Source organism: Streptomyces sp. NBC_01306 (assembly GCF_026340465.1).
Lineage (GTDB): Bacteria > Actinomycetota > Actinomycetes > Streptomycetales > Streptomycetaceae > Streptomyces.
Map to the genome: position 1 here is coordinate 4,520,337 of NZ_JAPEPC010000001.1, position 20,938 is coordinate 4,541,274.

The following is a 20,938-nucleotide window of genomic DNA, read 5'->3' on the forward strand; positions in this document are numbered from 1 at the left end:
GCCGACCCCTGCTTACGGCCGGGGCGCGTTCGTCCGGCCGGAGGAGGTGGCGAGGCGGGCTGGTCCTTAGCGTTTGTTTATGGCCGCCCGCAGTGGTGGGGGTGGGGAAAAACCCAGGGCGGATGCGGCTACGTGCACCAGTGTGCCGCGCACTCCGGATCGACAGACTTCAACCATGCCTGCTGACAAGCAAGGCAAGACCGATATAGGAGACTTACCGTGACAACGGCTGTGACCATTCCCAGGCACGGGGGTACTGGAGGGCGTACGGCCGTTGCCGCGCGAGCGCGGCAGGTCGTCAAGGCGTACGGATCGGGCGAGACCCGGGTCGTCGCGCTCGACCACGTCGATGTGGACATCGCCCGCGGCCAGTTCACCGCGATCATGGGCCCTTCGGGCTCCGGCAAGTCGACGCTGATGCACTGCCTCGCCGGCCTCGACACCGTGAGCAGCGGCCAGATCTATCTGGACGAGACCGAGATCACCGGGCTCAAGGACAAGAAGCTCACCCAGCTGCGCCGGGACCGTATCGGCTTCATCTTCCAGGCGTTCAACCTGCTGCCCACGCTCAACGCCATCGAGAACATCACGCTGCCGATGGACATCGCGGGGCGCAGGCCGGACGCGCAGTGGCTGCGGCAGGTGGTGGAGACCGTCGGGCTCGCGGACCGGCTCAAGCACCGGCCGACGCAGCTCTCCGGCGGTCAGCAGCAGCGGGTCGCCGTGGCGCGTGCCCTGGCCGCGCAGCCCGAGATCATCTTCGGTGACGAGCCGACCGGGAACCTCGACTCCCGTGCGGGGGCCGAGGTGCTGGGCTTCCTGCGCAAGTCGGTCTCCGAGCTGGGCCAGACCATCGTCATGGTCACGCACGACCCGGTGGCCGCCTCGTACGCGGACCGGGTGCTCTACCTCGCGGACGGCAGGATCGTGGACGAGATGTACGGCCCGACGGCCGACCAGGTCCTCGACCGGATGAAGGACTTCGACGCGCGCGGGCGGACGTCATGACCGTCTGGAAGACCTCGATGCGCAACTTCTTCGCGCACAAGGGGCGGATGGCGCTCTCCGCCGTCGCGGTCCTGCTGTCGGTCGGCTTCGTGTGCGGCACGCTCGTCTTCACCGACACCATGAACACCACGTTCGACAAGCTCTTCGCGGCCACCGCGTCGGACGTCACGGTCAGCCCCAAGTCCGTCAAGGGCGCCGACAACAGCACCCAGAACGGCAAGCCGGACTCGCTGCCCGCCTCCGCGGTGCGGCAGGTCGAGAAGGCCGACGGGGTGCGGTCGGCGCAGGGCGGCGTCAGCAGCATGAGCGTGACGGTCGTCAACGGCCACAACAAGGACGTGGGTTCCAGCAATGGCGCCCCGACGATCGCCGGCAACTGGACGCCCAACGAGACCAAGTCGATGGAGATCACCTCCGGCCACGCGCCGCGCGGTCCCACGGAGGTGATGGTCGACGCGGACACCGCGAAGAAGCACCACCTCAAGCTGGGTGACGAGCTGCGCACGATCACCGTCAGCGGTGACATCAGGGCCCGGATATCCGGTATCGCCACCTTCAAGGTGACCAACCCGGGCGCGGCCGTCGTGTACTTCGACACCGCCACCGCGCAGCACGAACTGCTGGGCGGTCCCGGCCTCTTCACGAACATCTCCGTCAACGCCGAGCCCGGTGTGAGCGATGCCCGGCTGAAGCAGAACGTGGAAGCGGTGCTGCACGGCCCGTACAAGTTCGAGACGCAGAAGGAGAACGCGGACGCCAACCGCTCGGAGGTCGGCTCGTTCCTCGACGTCATGAAGTACGCGATGCTCGGCTTCGCCGGAATCGCCTTCCTCGTCGGCATCTTCCTGATCATCAACACCTTCTCGATGCTGGTCGCCCAGCGCACCCGTGAGATCGGCCTGATGCGGGCGCTCGGCTCCAGCCGCAAGCAGGTCAACCGCTCGGTACTGGTCGAGGCACTGCTGCTCGGTGTCTTCGGCTCGGTCCTCGGGGTCGGTGCCGGTGTCGGCCTCGCGGTCGGGCTGATGAAGGTGATGAGTTCCGTGGGCATGGACCTGTCCACGGAGGATCTGACGGTCAAGTGGACGACTCCGGTCGTCGGCATGCTGCTCGGTGTCATCGTGACGATCGTCGCCGCGTACGTCCCGGCCCGCCGGGCCGGGAAGATCTCCCCGATGGCCGCGCTGCGGGACTCCGGTATGCCCGCAGACGGCAGCGCCGGCCGGATCAGGGCGGCGATCGGCCTGGTGCTCACCGGAGGCGGTGCGGCGGCGCTGCTCGCCGCGGCCGCCGCGAACAAGTCGGGGCAGGGTTCGCTCTACCTCGGCCTGGGTGTGGTCCTCACGCTCATCGGCTTCGTGGTCATCGGCCCGCTCCTCGCGGGTGTGGTGGTCCGGGGGATCAGCACGGTCGTGCTGCGGATCTTCGGCCCGGTCGGGCGGATGGCCGAGCGCAACGCGCTGCGCAACCCGCGGCGTACGGGAGCGACGGGCGCCGCGCTGATGATCGGGCTCGCGCTGGTCGCCTGCCTTTCGGTCGTCGGCTCGTCGATGGTGGCCTCGGCCACCGATGAGCTGGACAGGTCGGTCGGCGCGGACTTCATCATCCAGAGCGGCAGCGGCCAGCTGATCGTGCCGCAGGCCCAGAAGGCCCTGGAAGCGGCGCCGGGCATCGAGCACGTCACCAACTACAAGGCGGTCGACTCCCGGCTGACCGGGCCCGACGGGAAGAGCGAGGACCAGTCGGTCATCGCGGCCGACCCGACGTACGCACAGGACCTGCGGCGCGAGACCGTCTCGGGTGACCTCTCGGCTGCGTACGGCAAGGACGCCATGTCGGTCGGTGACGCCTACGCCAAGAAGCACCACATCAAGGTCGGCGACACCATGTCCGTCGCGTTCAAGGGCGGCCGGACGGCGAAGCTGAAGATCGCGGCCATCACCTCGGACGACACGAACGTCGACAAGGGCGCGATGTATCTGAACATCACGACGGCCGCGCGGTACGTGCCCGCCGACAGGATGCCGCCGAACGTCATCATGTTCGCCAAGGCCAAGGACGGCCAGGAGAAGGCCGCCTACGCCGGGCTGAAGAAGTCCCTGGCCAAGTACCCCCAGTACAAGGTGCAGGACCAGACCGACTTCAAGCAGGACCTGAAGGACCAGATCGGGCAGCTGCTCAACATCGTCTACGGGCTGCTGGCCCTGGCGATCATCGTCGCGGTGCTCGGTGTGGTGAACACGCTGGCCCTGTCGGTCGTCGAGCGGACCAGGGAGATCGGCCTGATGCGGGCGATCGGCCTCTCGCGCCGGCAGCTGCGCCGGATGATCCGGCTGGAGTCGGTGGTCATCGCGCTCTTCGGTGCGCTGCTCGGTCTGGGGCTCGGGATGGGCTGGGGCACGTCGGCCCAGAAGATCCTCGCCCTGGAGGGCATGGGGGTCCTGGAGATCCCGTGGTCGACGATCATCACGGTCTTCGTCGCCTCGGCGTTCGTGGGCCTGTTCGCCGCCCTGATCCCGGCGTTCCGGGCGGGCCGGATGAACGTACTGAACGCGATCGCGACCGACTGACTGACCGACGCGGTGCGCTTCTGTTCACTTCACGGCTCGGTACGCATGACTGTCCGGGATGACCGGGCCCGCTGACCGGGGGAACGGGGGAACGGGGGTACGGGGGACGACGGGGGTACGGGGGAAGATCCAGCCCCGGTTGACGCCAGGTGCGTCGGCCGGGGCTGGGCCGTGTCCACCGCCACGAGCGGGCCTGCTGTCACCAGGTGGGCGGGGGCGACCACCCGGGCGTGGTGGCCGGGGCGGTGGGTGTCGTCCCCAGCGTGCTGGCGGGCGTGGCGTCCTCCGATCCGGAGGGTGAGGCCGAGCCGGACCCCATGGACGGGCCCGGGCGCTCGCCGACCGCGGAGTGCCGGGGGCTCGGCGGCGCGGCGGGGAGTGCGGGAGCGCTGGGCTGGAGCTGCAGCACGGCCGCCACGACCCCGCTCGCCAGGACGCACACGGTGCCGGCGGCGGCCGACGCCAGGACCCGGCGCCTGCGTCCGGCGCCCCGCGCCGAGACATACGCGGCCGGTGCGGGGGTGGCTCTCCGGCCCGCCGATTCGGCGGCCTGCTTCATCGCACGGGCGAGGGCGAGGTCGGACCTGTGAGCGCCTGCACGGCCCGGCCCGTTCTCGTACGCGGGCTGGTACTCGGTCTCAGACACCGTGTTCCTCCTCGGAGAGATGCGGCGCGAGCGAGGCGCGGGCGCGGGAGAGATGGGTCTTGACGGTTCCCGCCGATATGCCCGTCTCGGCGGCCACCTGCTCGACGGTGAGGTCGCACACGTAGTGCAGGACCGCCACCCGCCGCTGCCGCTCGGTCAGCTGCCGCAGTGCGAAGACCATGGCCACGGTGCCCGGATCGGGCTCGGGCACCGTCGCGGGGCGGGCGTCGCTGTGGCGGCGCCAGGCCTCGGCGCTCCGGCCCCGCCTGCGCCAGCGGCTCACCGCGAGCCGCCAGGCCACGGTCCGTATCCACGCCTCGGGGCCCGCGTCCCGGTACAGCGCGGAGCGCCGGCCCCAGGCCCGTACGAACGCCTCCTGCACCACGTCCTGGGCCTCATGGAGGTCGCCGGTCATCAGGTAGACCTGTCCCACCAGCTGTTTCGCGGAGTGAGCGTAGAACTCCTCGAACTCCTCGACGGTCATGCGGCTCCCAGGCGTGGACAGATCTCAGACGTGGACGGTCAGCGGGCAGGACATCGGACGGGACATTGGTCAGGACATGGGTCAGGGTCAGCGGGCGGGGCATCGGCAGGGCATCGGACCTGGACGGGTCTCATGGATGAATACGTCGGGGAGGCCGGTCCGGTTGACAGGGGACGCCGACTTCTTCGTGAAGTCGTACGCTGGAGAGCCCCCGGCCCGTAAGACGTGTCGGGCCCTTCGCGTTGCATACCGCACCACCCGCACCACCTCCCCGGACGGAAAGCGTTCTCCATGAGCCTGCACGGTCTGCTCGATGCCGCCATCTCGGACCCCGCGCTCGCCGAAGCGGTGAAGGCCGCGGGCGACGGGCACCGGATGCATGTCGATCTGGTCGGCCCGCCCGCCGCCCGGCCCTTCGCGGTCGCCGCGCTGGCCCGCGAGACCCGCCGTACGGTGCTGGCGGTGACCGCCACCGGCCGCGAGGCCGAGGACCTGGCCGCAGCCCTGCGCTCGCTCTTCCCGGCGGACCAGGAGGACGCGGTGGTGGAGTACCCGTCCTGGGAGACGCTGCCGCACGAGCGGCTCTCGCCCCGGTCCGACACGGTGGGGCGGCGGATCGCGGTGCTGCGCAGGCTGGCGCACCCGCGCTCCGACGACCCGTCCGCCGGTCCGGTCAGCGTGGTCGTCGCGCCGATCAGGTCCGTACTCCAGCCGCAGGTCAAGGGGCTCGGCGACCTGGAGCCCGTCGCACTGCGCCAGGGGGAGTCCGTCGATCTGGGCGAGATCACCGAAGCGCTGGCGGCGGCCGCGTACGCGCGGGTCGAACTGGTCGAGAAGCGCGGCGAGTTCGCTGTCAGGGGCGGCATCCTCGATGTGTTCCCGCCGACCGAGGAGCACCCCCTGCGGGTGGAGTTCTGGGGGGACGAGGTCGAGGAGATCCGTTACTTCAAGGTCGCGGACCAGCGCTCCCTGGAGATCGCCGAGCACGGGCTGTGGGCGCCGCCCTGCCGCGAGCTGCTGCTGACCGACGACGTACGGGAGCGGGCGGCCGCGCTGGCGCTGGCCCACCCCGAGCTGGGCGAGCTGCTCGACAAGATCGCCGAGGGGATCGCCGTCGAGGGCATGGAGTCCCTGGCTCCGGTCCTGGTCGACGACATGGAGCTGCTGATCGATGTGCTCCCCGCCGGTTCGATGGCCGTGGTCTGCGACCCGGAGCGGGTCCGGAGCCGGGCGGCCGACCTGGTGGCGACCTCGCAGGAGTTCCTCCAGGCGTCGTGGGCGGCCACCGCCGGCGGAGGGGACGCGCCGATCGATGTCGGCGCGGCCTCGCTCCGGGGTATCGCCGAGGTCCGCGACCGGGCGCGGGAGCTGGGCATGATGTGGTGGGCGGTGAGCCCGTTCGCCGCCGACGAGGACATCGCCGACGACACGATCAAGCTGGGGATGCACGCGCCGGAGACATACCGGGGCGACACCGCGCGGGCCCTCGCCGACACCAAGGGCTGGATCGCCGACGGCTGGCGCACGGTGTACCTCACGGAGGGCCACGGTCCCGCGAGCCGTACGGTCGAGGTCCTGAGCGGCGAGGGCATCGCGGCCCGGCTCGACGCCGACCTGGCCGGGCTGACGCCCTCGGTCGTGCACGTCTCGTGCGGCTCCATCGACCACGGGTTCATCGACCCGGCGATCAAGCTCGCGGTGCTCTCCGAGACCGACCTCACCGGCCAGCGCACCACGTCCAAGGACCTGGGCCGGATGCCGGTCAGGCGCCGGAAGTCCATCGACCCGCTGACGCTGGTGACGGGCGACTTCATCGTCCACGAGCAGCACGGCGTGGGCCGCTACATCGAGATGGTGCAGCGCACGGTGCAGGGCGCGACCCGTGAGTATCTGCTCGTCGAGTACGCCCCGGCCAAGCGCGGCCAGCCCGGCGACCGGCTGTACATCCCCACCGACCAGCTGGAACAGGTCACCAAGTACGTGGGCGGTGAGGCCCCGACGCTGCACCGGCTCGGCGGCTCCGACTGGACGAAGACCAAGGCGCGCGCCAAGAAGGCGGTCAAGGAGATCGCCGGGGACCTCATCAAGCTCTACTCGGCGCGGATGGCGGCGCCCGGCCACTCCTTCGCCCAGGACACCCCCTGGCAGCGCGAGCTGGAGGACGCCTTCCCGTACGTGGAGACGCCCGACCAGCTCTCCACGATCGCCGAGGTCAAGGAGGACATGGAGAAGACGGTCCCGATGGACCGGCTGATCTGTGGCGACGTCGGCTACGGCAAGACCGAGATCGCGGTGCGCGCCGCGTTCAAGGCCGTCCAGGACGGCAAGCAGGTGGCGGTCCTGGTGCCGACGACCCTTCTCGTACAGCAGCACTTCGGCACGTTCACCGAGCGGTACGCGCAGTTCCCGGTGGTCGTCAGGGCGCTGAGCCGGTTCCAGTCGGACACCGAGGCGAAGGCGACCCTGGAGGGCCTGCGGGACGGCTCGGTCGACATGGTCATCGGCACGCACCGGCTCTTCTCGGCGGAGACGAAGTTCAAGGACCTCGGGCTTGTCATCGTGGACGAGGAGCAGCGGTTCGGTGTCGAGCACAAGGAGCAGCTGAAGAAGCTGCGCGCCAACGTCGACGTGCTGACGATGTCCGCGACGCCCATCCCCCGTACGCTCGAAATGGCTGTGACCGGCATCCGCGAGATGTCGACGATCACCACGCCCCCGGAGGAGCGGCACCCGGTGCTGACCTTCGTCGGGCCGTACGAGGAGAAGCAGATCGGCGCGGCCGTCCGCCGTGAACTGCTCCGCGAGGGGCAGGTGTTCTACATCCACAACCGGGTCGACTCGATCGACCGTGCCGCCGCCCGGCTGCGTGAGATCGTCCCGGAGGCGCGCATCCAGACCGCGCACGGGCAGATGGGCGAGAGCGCCCTTGAGCAGGTCGTGGTCGACTTCTGGGAGAAGAAGTTCGACGTGCTGGTCTCCACGACGATCGTGGAGTCCGGGATCGACATCGCGAACGCCAACACGCTGATCGTGGAGCGCGGCGACAACTTCGGCCTCTCCCAGCTGCACCAGCTGCGCGGCCGGGTCGGCCGTGGCCGCGACCGCGGGTACGCGTACTTCCTGTACCCGCCGGAGAAGCCGCTCACCGAGACCGCGCACGAGCGGCTCGCGACGATCGCCCAGCACACCGAGATGGGCGCGGGGATGTACGTCGCGATGAAGGACCTGGAGATCCGCGGCGCGGGCAACATGCTCGGCGGCGAGCAGTCCGGCCATATCGCGGGCGTCGGCTTCGACCTGTACATCCGGATGGTCGGCGAGGCGGTGGCCGACTACCGCACGGCGGTCGACGGGGGAGTCGAGGAGGAACAGCCCCTGGAGGTCAAGATCGAGTTGCCGGTCGACGCGCACGTCCCGCACGAGTACGCGCCCGGTGAGCGGCTGCGCCTCCAGGCGTACCGCTCGATCGCGTCCGCGACCACGGACGAGGACATCAGGGCGGTACGGGAGGAACTCACCGACCGGTACGGCAAGCTGCCCGAGCAGGTCGAGAACCTGCTGCTCGTGGCGGGCCTGCGGATGCTGGCGCGGGCCTGCGGCGTCGGCGAGATCGTCCTCCAGGGCTCCAACATCCGGTTCGCACCGGTGGAACTGAGGGAGTCCCAGGAGCTGCGCCTCAAGCGGCTCTATCCCCGTACGGTCATCAAGGCGGCGGCCCACCAGATCCTGGTACCGCGCCCGACGGCCGGGAAGATCGGCGGGAAGCCGGTGGTGGGCCGCGAACTCCTGTCGTGGACCGGGGAGTTCCTGGCGTCGATCCTGGGGTCGTGAGGCGGGGCTGCGGCGTTCCGCGCGGCTCTCCACGCGGCGTTCTCCTGTGCGGGAGGCGCGCCCGACAGACGGTCAAACCGGTCATTGTGCCCTAAAAAGCTATAATCACCGCATTTGTCTCGGCTGTCGGATCTCCGCACCCTCCAGGGGAACGCATGAGCGCGCAGAACGGTACGGACGCGGGAGCGACGGCGGCGCCGGGTGCCGGGGCCGGGGCGGGCCGCCTGTACCGGCTCGGCGCGTGGTGCGCCCGCCACTTCGTCATCGTCATCGTGGCCTGGCTGGTCGCACTCGGCGCGCTGCACGCCCTCCAGGGCAGCTTCGGCGGCACGTACTCGGACGACTTCTCGCTGCCGGGTACGCAGTCGAACAACGGCGCCGAGGTGCTCAGCCGCCACGACCCGGCGGCGGGCGGGATCGGCGCGCAGGTGGTGCTGCACGACGGGCAGAAGGCCCTGACCGGCTTCCAGAGCCAGATCGACCAGACCGTCAGTTCGCTGCAGAAGCTCCCGCACGTCCTGTCGGCGGTGAACCCGCTGCCCGCCTCTTCCTCGTCACCGCCCACCGGTGCGCTGTCGTCCGACGGGAAGACCGGCTACATCACCGTCCGCTTCACCGCCAACCCCACCTCGTTCGGCACGTCGTACCTCCATGGTGTCGACTCCGCGGTGGAGCCGCTGCGGGCCGCGGGCGTCGAGGTCGAGTACGGCGGACCGCTCGGGGAGCTGGCCCGGCCCAAGGCCACCGATCTGACCAGCGAGGCCATCGGGTTCGCGGTGGCCATCGTCGTCCTGCTCGTCGGCTTCGGCAGCGTCATCGCCGCGGGGGTGCCGCTGGTCACCGCGCTGATCAGCGTCATCGTCGGGCTGAGCTGTCTGGCGCTGCTCGCCGCCGCGTTCACCTTCGCCAGTGTCTCGCCGACCCTCGCCACGATGATCGGGCTCGGCGTCGGGATCGACTACGCACTGTTCCTGATCACCCGTCACCGGCAGCAGCTCATCGACGGCGCCGACCCGGTCACCGCGGCGGGGCGGGCCGTCGCCACCAGCGGCCGGGCCGTCCTGGTCTCCGGCTGCACGGTCGTCGTCGCGCTGGCCGGGCTGTATGTGTCGCAGGTCGGCTTCATCGGCAAACTCGGGGTCGCGTCCGCCGTCACGGTCGTCACCGCGGTCGCCGGCGCCATCACCCTCGTACCGGCGCTGCTCGGGCTCGCGGGGCGCCGGATCGACCGCTACCGGGTACGGAAGCCGGTCGCCGAGGGCCGGGCCGCGCCGGGCACGGAACCGGCCGCGGGGCCCGCGGGCCGGGGCAGTGACGCTGACGCCCGTGGAGGTGGCGGCTGGCACCGCTACGCGCAGCGTGTCGAGCGCCGGCCGTGGTGGTTCCTGGTGACCGGAGTGGTGATCGCCGGGGTGCTGGCGATTCCGCTGTTCTCCATCCGGCTCGGGCACATCGGGGACGGCGCCGACCCCAGCAGCTTCACCGACCGGCGCGCGTACGACCTGATCGCCACCGGTTTCGGACCCGGCGCCAACGGCCCGCTGACCCTTGTCGTCGACCAGAGCAAGGTGCCGTCGGGCGACCGGTCCGCGCTGTCGGACAGCCTCAAGAAGGCGCTCACCGACGTCCCGGGCGCGGCGAGCGTCAGCAGCCTCACCCCCACCAGCGACGGCCAGGTGCTGACGGGCACCGCGGTCTCCCGCACCTCACCGCAGGACGCCGGGACCAGCACGCTGTTCAAGAACCTCAAGAACACCATCCTGCCCAACGCGGTGGCCGGCACCGCCGCCACGACCTATGTGACCGGCACGACCGCGGCCCAGCAGGACTTCCTCGACATCATCGCCGCCCGGCTCCCGCTCATCATCGCCGTCGTCGTCGCGGTCGCCTTCGTCATCATCCTGGTGGTGTTCCGCGGGCTGTTGGTGGCGCTCAAGGCCGCCGTGCTCAACCTCCTGTCCATCGCGGCGTCCTACGGGGTGGTCGTCGCCGTCTTCCAGTGGGGGTGGGGCGGCCCTTCGCTGGGCGTGCACGGGACGGTGCCGATCGAGAGCTACGTACCGATGATGATGTTCGCCATCGTCTTCGGGCTCTCCATGGACTACGAGGTCTTCCTGCTCGCCCGGGTGCACGAGGCCTGGGTGCGCACCCGCGACAGCAGGGGCAGCGTCGCGCACGGCCTGGAGATCACGGCGCGCGTCATCAGCTGCGCGGCGCTCATCATGGTCAGCGTCTTCGCCGCGTTCATCCTCAGCGACAACATCGTGGTCAAGATGCTCGGCCTCGGACTGGCCGTCAGCGTCCTCATCGACGCGACGGTCGTCCGGCTCCTGCTGGTCCCGGCGGTGATGACTCTGCTCGGCAGGAGCGCGTGGTGGATGCCGGGGTGGCTCGACAAGGTGCTGCCGCACATCGACACCGAGGGCGAGAACCCGGGGGCTGCGGCGGCCCGCTGAGCCGTATCTAGGATTGTGCGGTCCCGCCCCCTATCTATCAGGACGGCTCTCCTTGATACGTACGCGCTCCGCCCTCCCCGCAGTTGTGGCCGTCGCCGCCGCACTCGCCCTCGGCGGCTGCAAGGCCGGCTCCTCCGGTTCGTCCGGCGCTCCCGCCGGGAAGGCGCCGCACGGTTCCGCGCTCGCCGCCGCCGACGCCCTGACCGTCAAGGGGCGCGCGCCCAAGACCGGTTACGCGCGCAAGGAGTTCGGCAGCGCCTGGTCGGACACCGACCACAACCACTGCCCGACGAGGGACGACGTGCTGAAGCGCGATCTGCGCGACGTCCGGTACAAGAGCGGTGACTGCCAGGTCGCTTCGGGAACGCTGGTCAAGGACCCCTACACCGGGACGACCATCACGTTCGTGCGCGGTCACAGCAAGGTCGACATAGACCATGTCGTGGCGCTCTCCGACGCCTGGCAGAAGGGCGCGCAGCAGTGGGACAGGGCCAAGCGGACCGCCCTCGCGAACGATCCGCTGAACCTGCTGGCCGTCGACTCCTCCACCAACCGCAGCAAGGGCGACGGTGATACGGCGACCTGGCTGCCCGCGTACAAGCCGTCGCGGTGCGGCTATGTCGCACGGCAGGTGGCGGTGAAGAAGAAGTACGCGCTGTGGGTGACGAGCGCGGAGAAGAACGCGATGAAGCGGGTCCTCTCCGGCTGCCCGTCCGAGAAACTACCCACCGGCTGACCCGGCCGCCAGGCTGACGCGGGGGCCGGCTGACGCAACCACCCGACCCCCGCGGTCAGTTCTCGGCCACCGGCACCCAGCGGATCCGGGTCGCGCACACGGAGACCAGGAGGGCCGCGGCCGCCACGGCGCCCATGCCCCACACCAGGCTGCCGGCGTTCGCGATGAAACCGATCATCGCCGGTCCGGCCAGCAGGCCGACGGTCCCCATCGCGGCGACCAGTGCCAGCGCCTCCGGGCCCTGCCGCGCGGCGGCGACGTACACACAAGGCGTCACGGCCGCCACCCCCAGGCCGACGCAGGCGAACCCGACGAGTGCCGGGACCACGCCGCCGACCAGCAGGGCGACCGCGAGGCCCGCGCCCGCCAGCACGCTGCCGGTCAGCACGATCCGCCCGTCGCCCCAGCGGGTGCGCCAGCCGTCGGCGAAGATCCGGGCCAGCACCATCATGACCGAGACGACGGCGATGCCCAGCGGGGCCACCGAAGCCGCCGCCTTGAGCACGTCCTTCATATAGAGCGCCGACCAGTCGTTCATGGCGCCCTCGGTCACGGTGCCGAACGCCATCGCGCACCCCATCCACAGCGTCATGCGCGACGGTACGGAGAGCCGGCGCCGGGCCGTCTTCTCCGCCGGTTCCTGCCGTTGGTCCTCCGTCAGCAGCCCGGTCTGGGCGAACCCGACCAGCAGGAGCAGGATCACGGCCGCCACACCGAAGTGGACGGCCAGCGACGTGGTCAGCGTGTTCACACCTGACGCCAGCAGCGCCGCGCCCAGCGACCCGGCGCTGAACGTCGCGTGCAGTCTGGCCATGGCCGTACGCCCGTACGCGGTTTCGAGCGCGGCTCCCTGCGCGTTCATCGCCACGTTCAGACAGCCGACGGCGATTCCGTCGCAGCCCACGATGACCACGGCGACCGGGTAGTCGGGCACCGCGGCCAGCGCCAGCAGGAGCAGCCCGAGGCAGAGCGCGGACAGCGACGCGAGGCGGCGGGAGCCCAGGCGTCTCATCAGCACGGTGACGAGCGGGAAGGAGACCGCCGCACCCGCACCGCAGGCCATCAGCAGCAGGCCCAGTTCCGCCTCGGTCAGATGGAGTTGTGTCTTGAGGGTGGGCAGCCGCGATGCCCAGGTGCCGTACTGGAAGCCCAGGAAGCAGAACAGCGCGGCGATCGCCACCTGCGCCCGGCGGAACGGATCGCGGACGCGGAGCAGACCGGTCCGGTGCGGTGCGGCTCCGATGTCTTCACCGGTCGTGTCGTTGAGGCTCACGTCATACCGCCTTGGACATGTACACCGCGTTCGTCCCGTAACTCCCCGGGAGTGCGATGTCGCGATGGGCCGCGTATCCGTTCGCCGACCAGAAGGTCTCGCTGCCCGCGACGGAGATGAGGGAGATGCGCTCGTGCGTCGTCGACCTGGCGGTCGCCGTGAGGTGGTGCAGCAGACGCTTCGCCAGCCCTCTGCCGCGCAGTCGTTCGGCGATGACGAGATCGTGCAGATGCAGATTGGGCGAGCGGAAGACGGTCTTCTCCGGCCGGTTCAGGTCGGGGTACTGGAACAGCGGGTAGGGCATGGCCAGCAGATAGCCCGCTGTGCGGCGGTCGACGCGGAGCACGAAGCAGGTGGCCGGTGACGGGCGGGCCCGGGACTCCAGCGCGGCCCGCCCTTCCGAGAGGGCACTGTCGGTGTACGTACGGGCTTCCAGCTCCGTGATGCCGTTCCAGTCGTCGGCGGTGATGTTCCGTATCTGAACGTCCTGGCTCATGACGGCAGCCCCTTCGTGACCGGCGCACCGGGCCCGGTCGGCAGCCCGCGTATCACGGTGTACGGAAGCGGGCTGAAACCGTTGAAGCCCTGCGTCGCGTAACTGGTGGCGTAGGCGCCGGACGACAGGACCCAGACCGGGTCCCCCGACGCGACGGCCTCGGGGACCTGGACGAGGCGGTGCTGATGGGCGTAGGCGTCGTCGCTGTCGCAGGTGGGGCCCGCGACCACGGCCGGCACGGAGGGCGCTCCCGGGCGGGAGGGGAAGACCAGCCGGTACTGGAGCTGGTCCATCTCGTACAGGCCGTTGAACTTTCCGCAGCTCAGATACAGCCAGTGCTGACGTTCACCGTTCAGCTGCTCCCTCGTGGACAGCCGCGCCACATGGGCCCGGATGGCGCCGTGATCGGCGACCAGATGGCGCCCCGGCTCCATGACGAAGTCCAGCGGGGTGCCGGACACCGCCCGCAACTGCCGCATACCCTCCCGGATCGCCGCGAAGATCTTGTCCAGCGGCGGATCCAGCGGTGTGCCCCGGCTGTCGAGATATCCGAGTGCGGGCAGCCCGCCGCCGAGATTGATGTGGTCGAGGTGAATCCCCCGGCCCCGCAGGGCCACCAGCACGCCGGCGAGGCTCGCGAACGCGCTCTCCCAGGCCTCGGCCGTCATCTGCTGGGAGCCGACGTGCACGGAGAGACCGGCAGGCGTCAGCCCCGCGTCCCGTGCCGTCTCCAGCACCCGTACGGCGTCGGTGCCCGAGCACCCGAACTTCTTGCTGAGCCCCCACAGCGCACCTTCGCCGCTGGTGGCCAGCCTGCAGAACACCCGGGCGCCGGGGGCACGGGCCGCGATGGCCGCCACGTCCTCCACGCTGTCGGTCGCGAAGTCCCGGACGCCGAGGCGGTAGGCGTCGGCGATGTTCCGGTCGGACTTGATGGTGTTGCCGTAGTGGATCCGGCCGACCGGCACTCCGGTCCTGATGGCCCGCTCGATCTCGTGGGGGCCCGCCGCGTCGAACCCGGCGCCCTGCTCCGCCAGACAGGCGAGCACTTCGTCCACCGGGCAGGCCTTCATCGCGAACCGGACGGCGACGCCCGGCAGTTCCCAGGTCAGCGTCTCGTACTGCTGCCGGATTCCGCCGAGATCGAAGATGATCCGGTCGTCGGAAGCCGCTGCCAGCGCTTCGTGCAGAGGCGCGCTCAGGGGGGTGTGGAGGTGGCTGGTGCTCTTGAAGTGCCTAGTGCTCATGGATGCCCGCTTCTCTGCTCACCCGTATCAGTGGTCCCCACGCCTGGATCAGCAGGGCGAAATCCTCCATGTCCTGCTGGGCCTCGTTGAGCAGCCGGTCGCCGCGCGCCGCCAGCTCGTCCGCGAACTCGACGTATCTGCCACCGAGTTGACGGTAGGAACGGTCGAGACCGCGCAGCCGCTCCTCGTTCTCCTCCCGGTCCAGCCAGCAGCTCTCCCGTACGAGCTCGGCCACCGTGTCCGCGCGCGGGCGCAGCCGGTCGTCGAGCAGCGAGTCGCCGGCCTCCGCCATCCGCTCGTACACCGAATTGAAATAGAGCATCGACAGGAAGAACTTCACCAACCGCAGCTGGTACGCCATGAATCCGGCGTCGGTGCGCCGCTCCCCGGTGTAGAAGTTCACGATGTGGCGGTTGTGCAGGACGCCGGGCAGTCCGGCGTCGTGGACCAGGTGCATCAGGAAGTAGTCGCTGCCGATGGTGTCGGTCGCGGGGGGCAGCGGCACGCTCTCGTACACGTCGCGGTGGAAGCTGATGTTGCACATGTCCACCCGCATGGGATCGACCAGGCCGACCGCCGAGTGATCGTGCGTGAACAGGTCGGTGCCCGCGCCCGTGAACGCCTCGGCGACCAGCTGTCGCCTGGCCTCGTCCGACCATGCGCGCGGGGCCCACAGGCCGACGACGTCATGGTAGACGGCCGGGTCGAGCTGCTGGATCTCGCTGACGTCCACGGACAGTTCGCCCACGAAGGAGGCGCCCACCAGGGACACTGTCCGCTGCGCGTGAGCAGGGTCGAGGCGTGTCTCGGACACGCCGTCCACCGCGTCGAGGGCGCGCTTCCCGAGCGACATCAGCTCGTGGTGGACAGGGAACACCGGCTCGCCGTCCAGCGCCTGATAGGTGCTGTCCGAGTCCCTGCGGTGCAGCGAATCGCAGCCGAGCGCGGCCGCGATCAGGAAGGCGCGGTTCGTGCAGGCGCCGTACGAGACCCCGGAGGGCAGCATGAGGTCGAGCAGCAGATCGGGCTTGGCCACATCGGCCAGGCTGATCAAATGCCGCAGTAAGGACCGCTGTGCCGCTTCGTCCAGATGGTGCACGACCACCTGCGGTGTTCCGGTGGCCTCGCCGGCGACTTGCGCGTGCTCGGCGAAGTCCCGCTCGTCCGACGAGTCCAGGATCAGCAGATGCACTTCGACGTCGAAGTGCGCGGCCGCGTACCGCGCCTCGGCCCGCATCGCCGATATCGTCGCGGCGCACGCCCTGTTGGTGGGAAGGGTCAGACAGATTCGGTGCATGTCAGTTCTCCGGTTGACCGCTCGGCGTTCCGGCCGCCCCAGGATTCGAGTCCCAGAAGCCTGGCGCCGAGGTCGCTCAGTTCGGCGGCGCCGTACCTGAGGGATTCGTGCAGGACCGCGTCGCCGACCAGCGTCGTGTTCCAGTCCGGTGTGCTGAGACTGCGCCAGGATTCGATGCGGGACTTCCGCATCTCCTGGTGGGTCTCCAGCGCGGGCATCATCGAGAGGTACTGGACCGCGCGGACGCCGCTCTGCGAGATGTTGCGCGCCACACCGTGGGCGAGCAGACCGTTCCAGATCAGCAGATCGCCCGCCTTGAGTTCCGGCTGTACGACGGGGAACTCGGCGCGGTCGGTGCCGGGCCTGATCGGATCCCGGTCGGCGGGCTGGGTGATCTTCCACCGGTCGAACTGCCGGAACAGCTCGGGCGAGCACTGGAATCCGCCCCGCTCCGGCTCGGTGTCGTTCAGCGCGATGATGCCCTGGACGCGCTGGGGCAGCACGCTGAGCGTGGTGTCGACATCCCAGTGGAGCTCGATGTCGAACCCCTCGTCCGTGGGCGCGATCAGCGCGCGGTCACGGTTCTTGATGTTGGGCGGGTTCAGGTTGAGCCGGTCCAGGGTGACCCACAGCTCCTCGCAGTCCCACACGTCGGCGAACGCGTCGTGGACGCGCTGCGCCTGGCGGCTGTCCCAGATGAGCTGGTGGTGGTACGCCTCCACGAAACCGTAGATGTGCAGTTCGCGGTCCAGATCCGACCGGAACTCCCGGTCCGCGTACCAGGTGTCGGGCCGGTCCGGATCGAGCCCCTGGAAGTCCCAGGTGAAGTCCAGCAGGCGCTGCGCCGCGGCAGCCGGTATCGCCTCTTTCACGACGACGTAGCCGTAGGTCTGCCAGAAGGCGAAGTCCTCTTCCGACAGCACGCGCAGCGGCTGCGACTTCTTGATGTCCCGCAACGGTGTCTGCGCCAGGTACGACTCCCCGTCCGTACTGAAATAGGGGATGTCCGATGCGGCTCGATACAGATAGGGGTCGGACGTCGACATGCAACCACTCCAGGTATGAAGGTGCTGGTTCTGGTTCTGCTTCTCGTTCTGGACAGAGGGGATTCGAGCGCGGCCGTCCGGCGGCGCGTCACGCGCGGCCGGAGCCATGGGCCGGGCCGCGGGAAGGGCGCCGTCGGCGGGACCAGTGGGTCCGGCGGGACGGCTGCGGGGGTGGGGAGTTCACCCGCGCGACGGCGGATGCGGCGGCGTTGCCGCGTACGCGCTCCGGGCCCGCACCGCACGGCGGGAGACAGTCCCGCGGGGCGGTGGGTGCCGGGGGGTGTGCGGGTGGGACGTGGTCCTGCGGATGGGGTGGGTCGGTTGGGGCGTGGTGTCCGTACGGGGGTGGGTCGTTGGGGCGTCGGGTGCGGTCAGCCGGCCAGTACTTCGGCCGCGGCCACACCCGATGCGGTGGTGGCTCCGTAGGTCGTGATGTGCACCGCTCCCTGGGCCGCGGCGGCCGGCAGGCCCATCTCGATCACGACCGAGTCGGGCCGGGCGGTCAGCAGGTGCTTGAGGGAGTCCGTCATCCAGGTGTGCCGGCAGGCGTCCCGGACCACGACGACCAGCGGACGTTCGGTGGCAGGGTCCAGCGCGTACTGGTCGAGAACGGTCAGGTCCGCCGCCACGTCCTCCTCGTGGATCCCGACCGAGGTCGTGCCGGCCAGCCGCTCGCGCAGCGGGGCCGCGACGCCCCAGGGTGTCTCCTTGGCGATGGCGAGGTTCATCGTCGGGATGAGCTCCACGACGTGCGGCGCCGCGTCGAGCGGCAGGGACCCGCCGTCCGCCACGGTCAGGCGCAGCGCGCGCCGGGCGGCCGCGAAGCCGATGTCCGACTTGATCCGGTGCGGCGGCGTGGCGTGGAAGATGCCGTTCGACCAGGCCGAGAACTCCTCGACGCGTGCGGCCGCTTCTCTCAGCCGCTCCTCGGACAGCTCACCGTTGTGGACGGCGGACACCAGGGCCGCGCTCAGCAGGCCGACCACCTCCGGGTCGGCGCTCTCGCCGCCGACGCACACCGCGTCGGCGCCGCCCGCCACCGCGCGCACCGTGGCACCGTCGATGCCGTAGAGACCGCTGACGGCCCCCATCTCGATGGCGTCCGTGATGACCAGGCCGTCGAAGCCCATCTCCTTGCGCAGCAGGTCGACGAGGAGGCGCGGGCTCAGCGTGGCGGGGAGGTCGGCATCGTAGGCCGGCACGAGCAGATGACCGCTCATGACGGCCCGCACTCCGCTCTCCATGGCCGCGTGGAACGGCGGGAGCGCCTGCTCCCTGACGTCTTCGGCGGTCGCGTCGTAGCGGGGCAGCCCGAGATGGGAGTCCACCGCGGTGTCGCCGTGCCCGGGGAAGTGCTTGGCGCAGGCGGCCACTCCGGCGGACTGGAGACCGCGGATCCAGGCGCCGGTGTGCCGGGCCACCAGATCCGGGGTCGAGCCGAACGATCTGACGCCGATGACCGGGTTGTTCGGATTCGAGTTGACGTCCGCACTGGGGGCGTAGGTCAGGCTGATGCCGGCGGAGTGCAGCTCGTGGCCGATGTCCCGGCCGACCGCTTCCGTCAGTTCCGTGTCGTCGATCGCGCCCAGCGCCAGATTCCCCGGGCGGGTGCTGCCGGTCAGCGACTCGATCCTGGTGACGTCGCCGGCTTCCTCGTCGATGGCGATGATGAGGTCCGGGTTCTCCGCGCGCAGTTGCCGGGTGAGCCGGATCAGCTGACCCGGGTTGGCGATGTTGCGGGAGAAGAGAACAACGCTGGACAGTCCCTCACCGATCCGGCGGAGCAGCCAGTCCGGTGCCTCGGTGCCCTTGAAGCCAGGCTGGAGGATCTTGTAGGCGAGGTGCGTCAGTTCACTGCTTGGTGTGCTGGGCAAGGTCAGCCGGGCCTTCCTGGCGTGCCGATAGGGGACCGAGCCGCCATGTGCTTGGCCATGCGCTTGGTCCAGACCAATTGGATAGTGGCCTGGACCAGGCGTCACGTCAAGTGCCCTGATGGTGCGTGCTCGCCCCTGTTCGCCCGAAATGACATACCGTCAAGACCGGTCACATACCTGCCCGTAGGATGTGTTACTCGCCGTGCCCCCGAACGATCTCCTTCACCTTCGCCACCGCGAAGCCCCAGCCCTGTTCGACGGTCGGCTTGGCCGGTACGGCGATCTCGTCCGGGTTCGTCAGTACGTCCAGCAGGACGGGTCCCGGCGTGCTGAAGGCGCGCTGCACAGCGTCCTCCAGATCGGCGGGGTCGGTCACCCGGATCCCGGTGATGCCCATCGCGGTGGCGACGGCGGCGAAGTCCGGGTTGTCGAGCACCGTGCCGAACTCCGGCAGGCCCACCTGCTCCTGCTCCAGCTTCACCATGCCGAGCCGGCGGTTGTCGAACACCACGAGTTTTACCGGTAGTTCATTGGTCTTGAGCGTCATCAGATCGCCCAGCAGCATGCTCAGCCCGCCGTCACCGCAGAAGGCGACCACCTGCCGCTCCCGGTCCAGGCACTGTGCTCCGAGTGCGTGGGGCATGGCGTTGGCCATGGAGCCCAGGTTGTACGAGCCGAGCAGTCGCCGCGCCCCGCGCATCTCGACGAAGCGCGAGAGCCACACGGTGGCCATCCCGGTGTCGGAGGTGAAGACCGCGTCGTCCGCGGCGAGCCGGTCCACCGCGGCGGCCAGCGCCTCGGGCCGGACCCCGTGCTCCGGATTGTCCAGAGCCGAACGGGCCCGCCCGGCCGCCCTCTTGTCGTGCTCCGGGTCGGCGAGCGCGGCCTGGCCCTCGCGCCAGGTCTCGAAGTGCTTGCGGGCATGGTCCAGATGGCCGCGGTCGCGGTCGCTCCCGGCGCCGAGATGCTTGAGCAGGTCCCGCACGGTGGCGCCCACATCGCCGACCAGGCCGGTCTCGACCGGGACACGCCGCCCTATGTGCGTGGGCTCGGTGTCCACCTGGATCACGGACTTTCCCTCCGGGTACCACTCCCGGTACGGGAAGTCGGTCCCCAGCAGCAACAGGGTGTCGGCGTCGTGCAGGGCCGAGGCGGCCGCGGGATTGCCGATCAGCCCGGTCTGTCCGACCTGGTACGGGTTGTCCGCGCCCTCGAAGCCCTCCTTCGCCTTGAGCGTGAGCACCATCGGCGCGGCGAGCCGGTCCGCCAGGGCCAGCACATCGGTGCGGGACGCGCGGGCGCCCCGGCCGACGAGCAGGGTGACGCGTCCGGCGCGGTCGAGCAGCCCCGCCGCCTCACGGGTGGCCGACTCCTCGGGCCGGGTCACCGCCGGGCCGATCGAGAAGCGGGCCCTGCGGTCGGTGCCCAGCTTCCGGTCCCCGATGTCGGCGGGCACGGTGAGCACGGCAACACCCTTGTGCCCGAGGGCGTTCCGGACGGCTGTCTCCAGCATCTGCGGCAGCTGGTCGGGCGAGGAGAGGGTCGCCCGGAAGACCGCCACATCGCTGAAGAGGGCGTCGTTGTCGACCTCCTGAAAGGCGTCGCTGCCGACGTCGGCCAACGGCACCTGCCCCGCGATCACCAGGACCGGTGTGCGGCTCTTGGCCGCGTCGTACAAGCCGTTCAGCAGATGGATGGAGCCCGGGCCGACGGTGCCCATGCAGACACCGAGGCGGCCGGAGAGCTGGGACTGGGCGCTCGCGGCGAAGGCCGCGGCCTCCTCGTGGCGACAGCCCACCCACTCCACGCCCTCGGTGGTACGGATGGCCTCGGTCACGGGATTGAGTGCGTCCCCGACGACGCCGAACACCTGGTGGACGTCCAGTTCGCGCAGGGCGTCCACGATGACACGGGCAACAGTACGGCTCACAGAAGCCTCCGGTTCGGACGGGCAGAGAGGGGGATCAAGGGCTG

14 protein-coding genes are annotated in these 20,938 nt (G+C 70.1%); 5 read left to right on the forward strand and 9 right to left on the reverse strand.

Going from position 1 to position 20,938, the window contains the following annotated elements:
• Positions 1–219: 219 nt before the first annotated feature.
• On the forward strand, positions 220–1,008 hold the full coding sequence (locus OG385_RS19970; RefSeq protein ID WP_266856227.1) for an ABC transporter ATP-binding protein: 789 nt from the start codon (positions 220–222) through the stop codon (positions 1,006–1,008).
• Positions 1,005–3,578 (forward strand): ABC transporter permease, encoded by a 2,574-nt coding sequence (locus OG385_RS19975; protein WP_266856229.1) that lies wholly within the window; start codon positions 1,005–1,007, stop codon positions 3,576–3,578. The genes OG385_RS19970 and OG385_RS19975 overlap by 4 nt, the downstream gene beginning before the upstream one ends.
• Before the next feature lie 199 nt (positions 3,579–3,777).
• Here the strand turns inward: OG385_RS19975 and OG385_RS19980 are convergent, their stop codons facing one another.
• Entirely contained in the window at positions 3,778–4,224 is a 447-nt protein-coding gene (locus tag OG385_RS19980) for a hypothetical protein (RefSeq protein ID WP_266856231.1), read from the reverse strand.
• Entirely contained in the window at positions 4,217–4,708 is a 492-nt protein-coding gene (locus OG385_RS19985; RefSeq protein ID WP_266856233.1) for a SigE family RNA polymerase sigma factor, read from the reverse strand. Before OG385_RS19985 ends, OG385_RS19980 begins: the two co-directional genes overlap by 8 nt.
• 291 nt (positions 4,709–4,999) lie before the next feature.
• Here OG385_RS19985 and mfd point away from each other — a divergent pair, with 291 nt between their 5' ends.
• From mfd to OG385_RS20000, 3 genes are all read left to right on the forward strand, one after another.
• A complete protein-coding gene (gene mfd, locus OG385_RS19990; protein WP_266856235.1) occupies positions 5,000–8,539 on the forward strand; it encodes a transcription-repair coupling factor in 3,540 nt (1,179 codons plus the stop codon).
• 155 nt (positions 8,540–8,694) lie between these two features.
• Positions 8,695–10,995, forward strand: coding sequence for an MMPL family transporter (locus OG385_RS19995; RefSeq protein ID WP_266856237.1), 2,301 nt, complete (start codon positions 8,695–8,697; stop codon positions 10,993–10,995).
• Between the two features lie 52 nt (positions 10,996–11,047).
• On the forward strand, positions 11,048–11,731 hold the full coding sequence (locus tag OG385_RS20000; protein ID WP_266856239.1) for an HNH endonuclease family protein: 684 nt from the start codon (positions 11,048–11,050) through the stop codon (positions 11,729–11,731).
• 55 nt (positions 11,732–11,786) lie between these two features.
• On the opposite strand, the gene OG385_RS20005 is transcribed toward OG385_RS20000, so the two are convergent.
• The 7 genes from OG385_RS20005 to OG385_RS20035 all read right to left on the reverse strand — a co-directional run bounded on the left by OG385_RS20005 (position 11,787) and on the right by OG385_RS20035 (position 20,894).
• Positions 11,787–12,947, reverse strand: coding sequence for an MFS transporter (locus OG385_RS20005; RefSeq protein WP_266861012.1), 1,161 nt, complete (start codon positions 12,945–12,947; stop codon positions 11,787–11,789).
• Positions 12,948–13,005: 58 nt separating this feature from the next.
• Complete coding sequence (locus OG385_RS20010; RefSeq protein WP_266856241.1) at positions 13,006–13,500, reverse strand: GNAT family N-acetyltransferase; 495 nt, start codon at positions 13,498–13,500, stop codon at positions 13,006–13,008.
• Positions 13,497–14,747: a type III PLP-dependent enzyme gene (locus tag OG385_RS20015; protein ID WP_266856243.1), complete on the reverse strand. Its 1,251-nt coding sequence runs from the start codon at positions 14,745–14,747 to the stop codon at positions 13,497–13,499. Before OG385_RS20015 ends, OG385_RS20010 begins: the two co-directional genes overlap by 4 nt.
• A complete protein-coding gene (locus OG385_RS20020) occupies positions 14,737–16,044 on the reverse strand; it encodes a DUF6271 family protein (protein ID WP_266856245.1) in 1,308 nt (435 codons plus the stop codon). The genes OG385_RS20015 and OG385_RS20020 overlap by 11 nt, the downstream gene beginning before the upstream one ends.
• Positions 16,026–17,090: a phytanoyl-CoA dioxygenase family protein gene (locus OG385_RS20025; RefSeq protein ID WP_266856247.1), complete on the reverse strand. Its 1,065-nt coding sequence runs from the start codon at positions 17,088–17,090 to the stop codon at positions 16,026–16,028. The genes OG385_RS20020 and OG385_RS20025 overlap by 19 nt, the downstream gene beginning before the upstream one ends.
• A gap of 371 nt (positions 17,091–17,461) precedes the next feature.
• Positions 17,462–18,964, reverse strand: a complete 1,503-nt coding sequence (locus OG385_RS20030; protein WP_266856249.1) for a glycoside hydrolase family 3 protein — start codon at positions 18,962–18,964, stop codon at positions 17,462–17,464.
• A 193-nt stretch (positions 18,965–19,157) separates the two neighbouring features.
• Positions 19,158–20,894, reverse strand: coding sequence for a thiamine pyrophosphate-dependent enzyme (locus OG385_RS20035; RefSeq protein WP_266856251.1), 1,737 nt, complete (start codon positions 20,892–20,894; stop codon positions 19,158–19,160).
• Between the last annotated feature and the right edge of the window lie 44 nt (positions 20,895–20,938).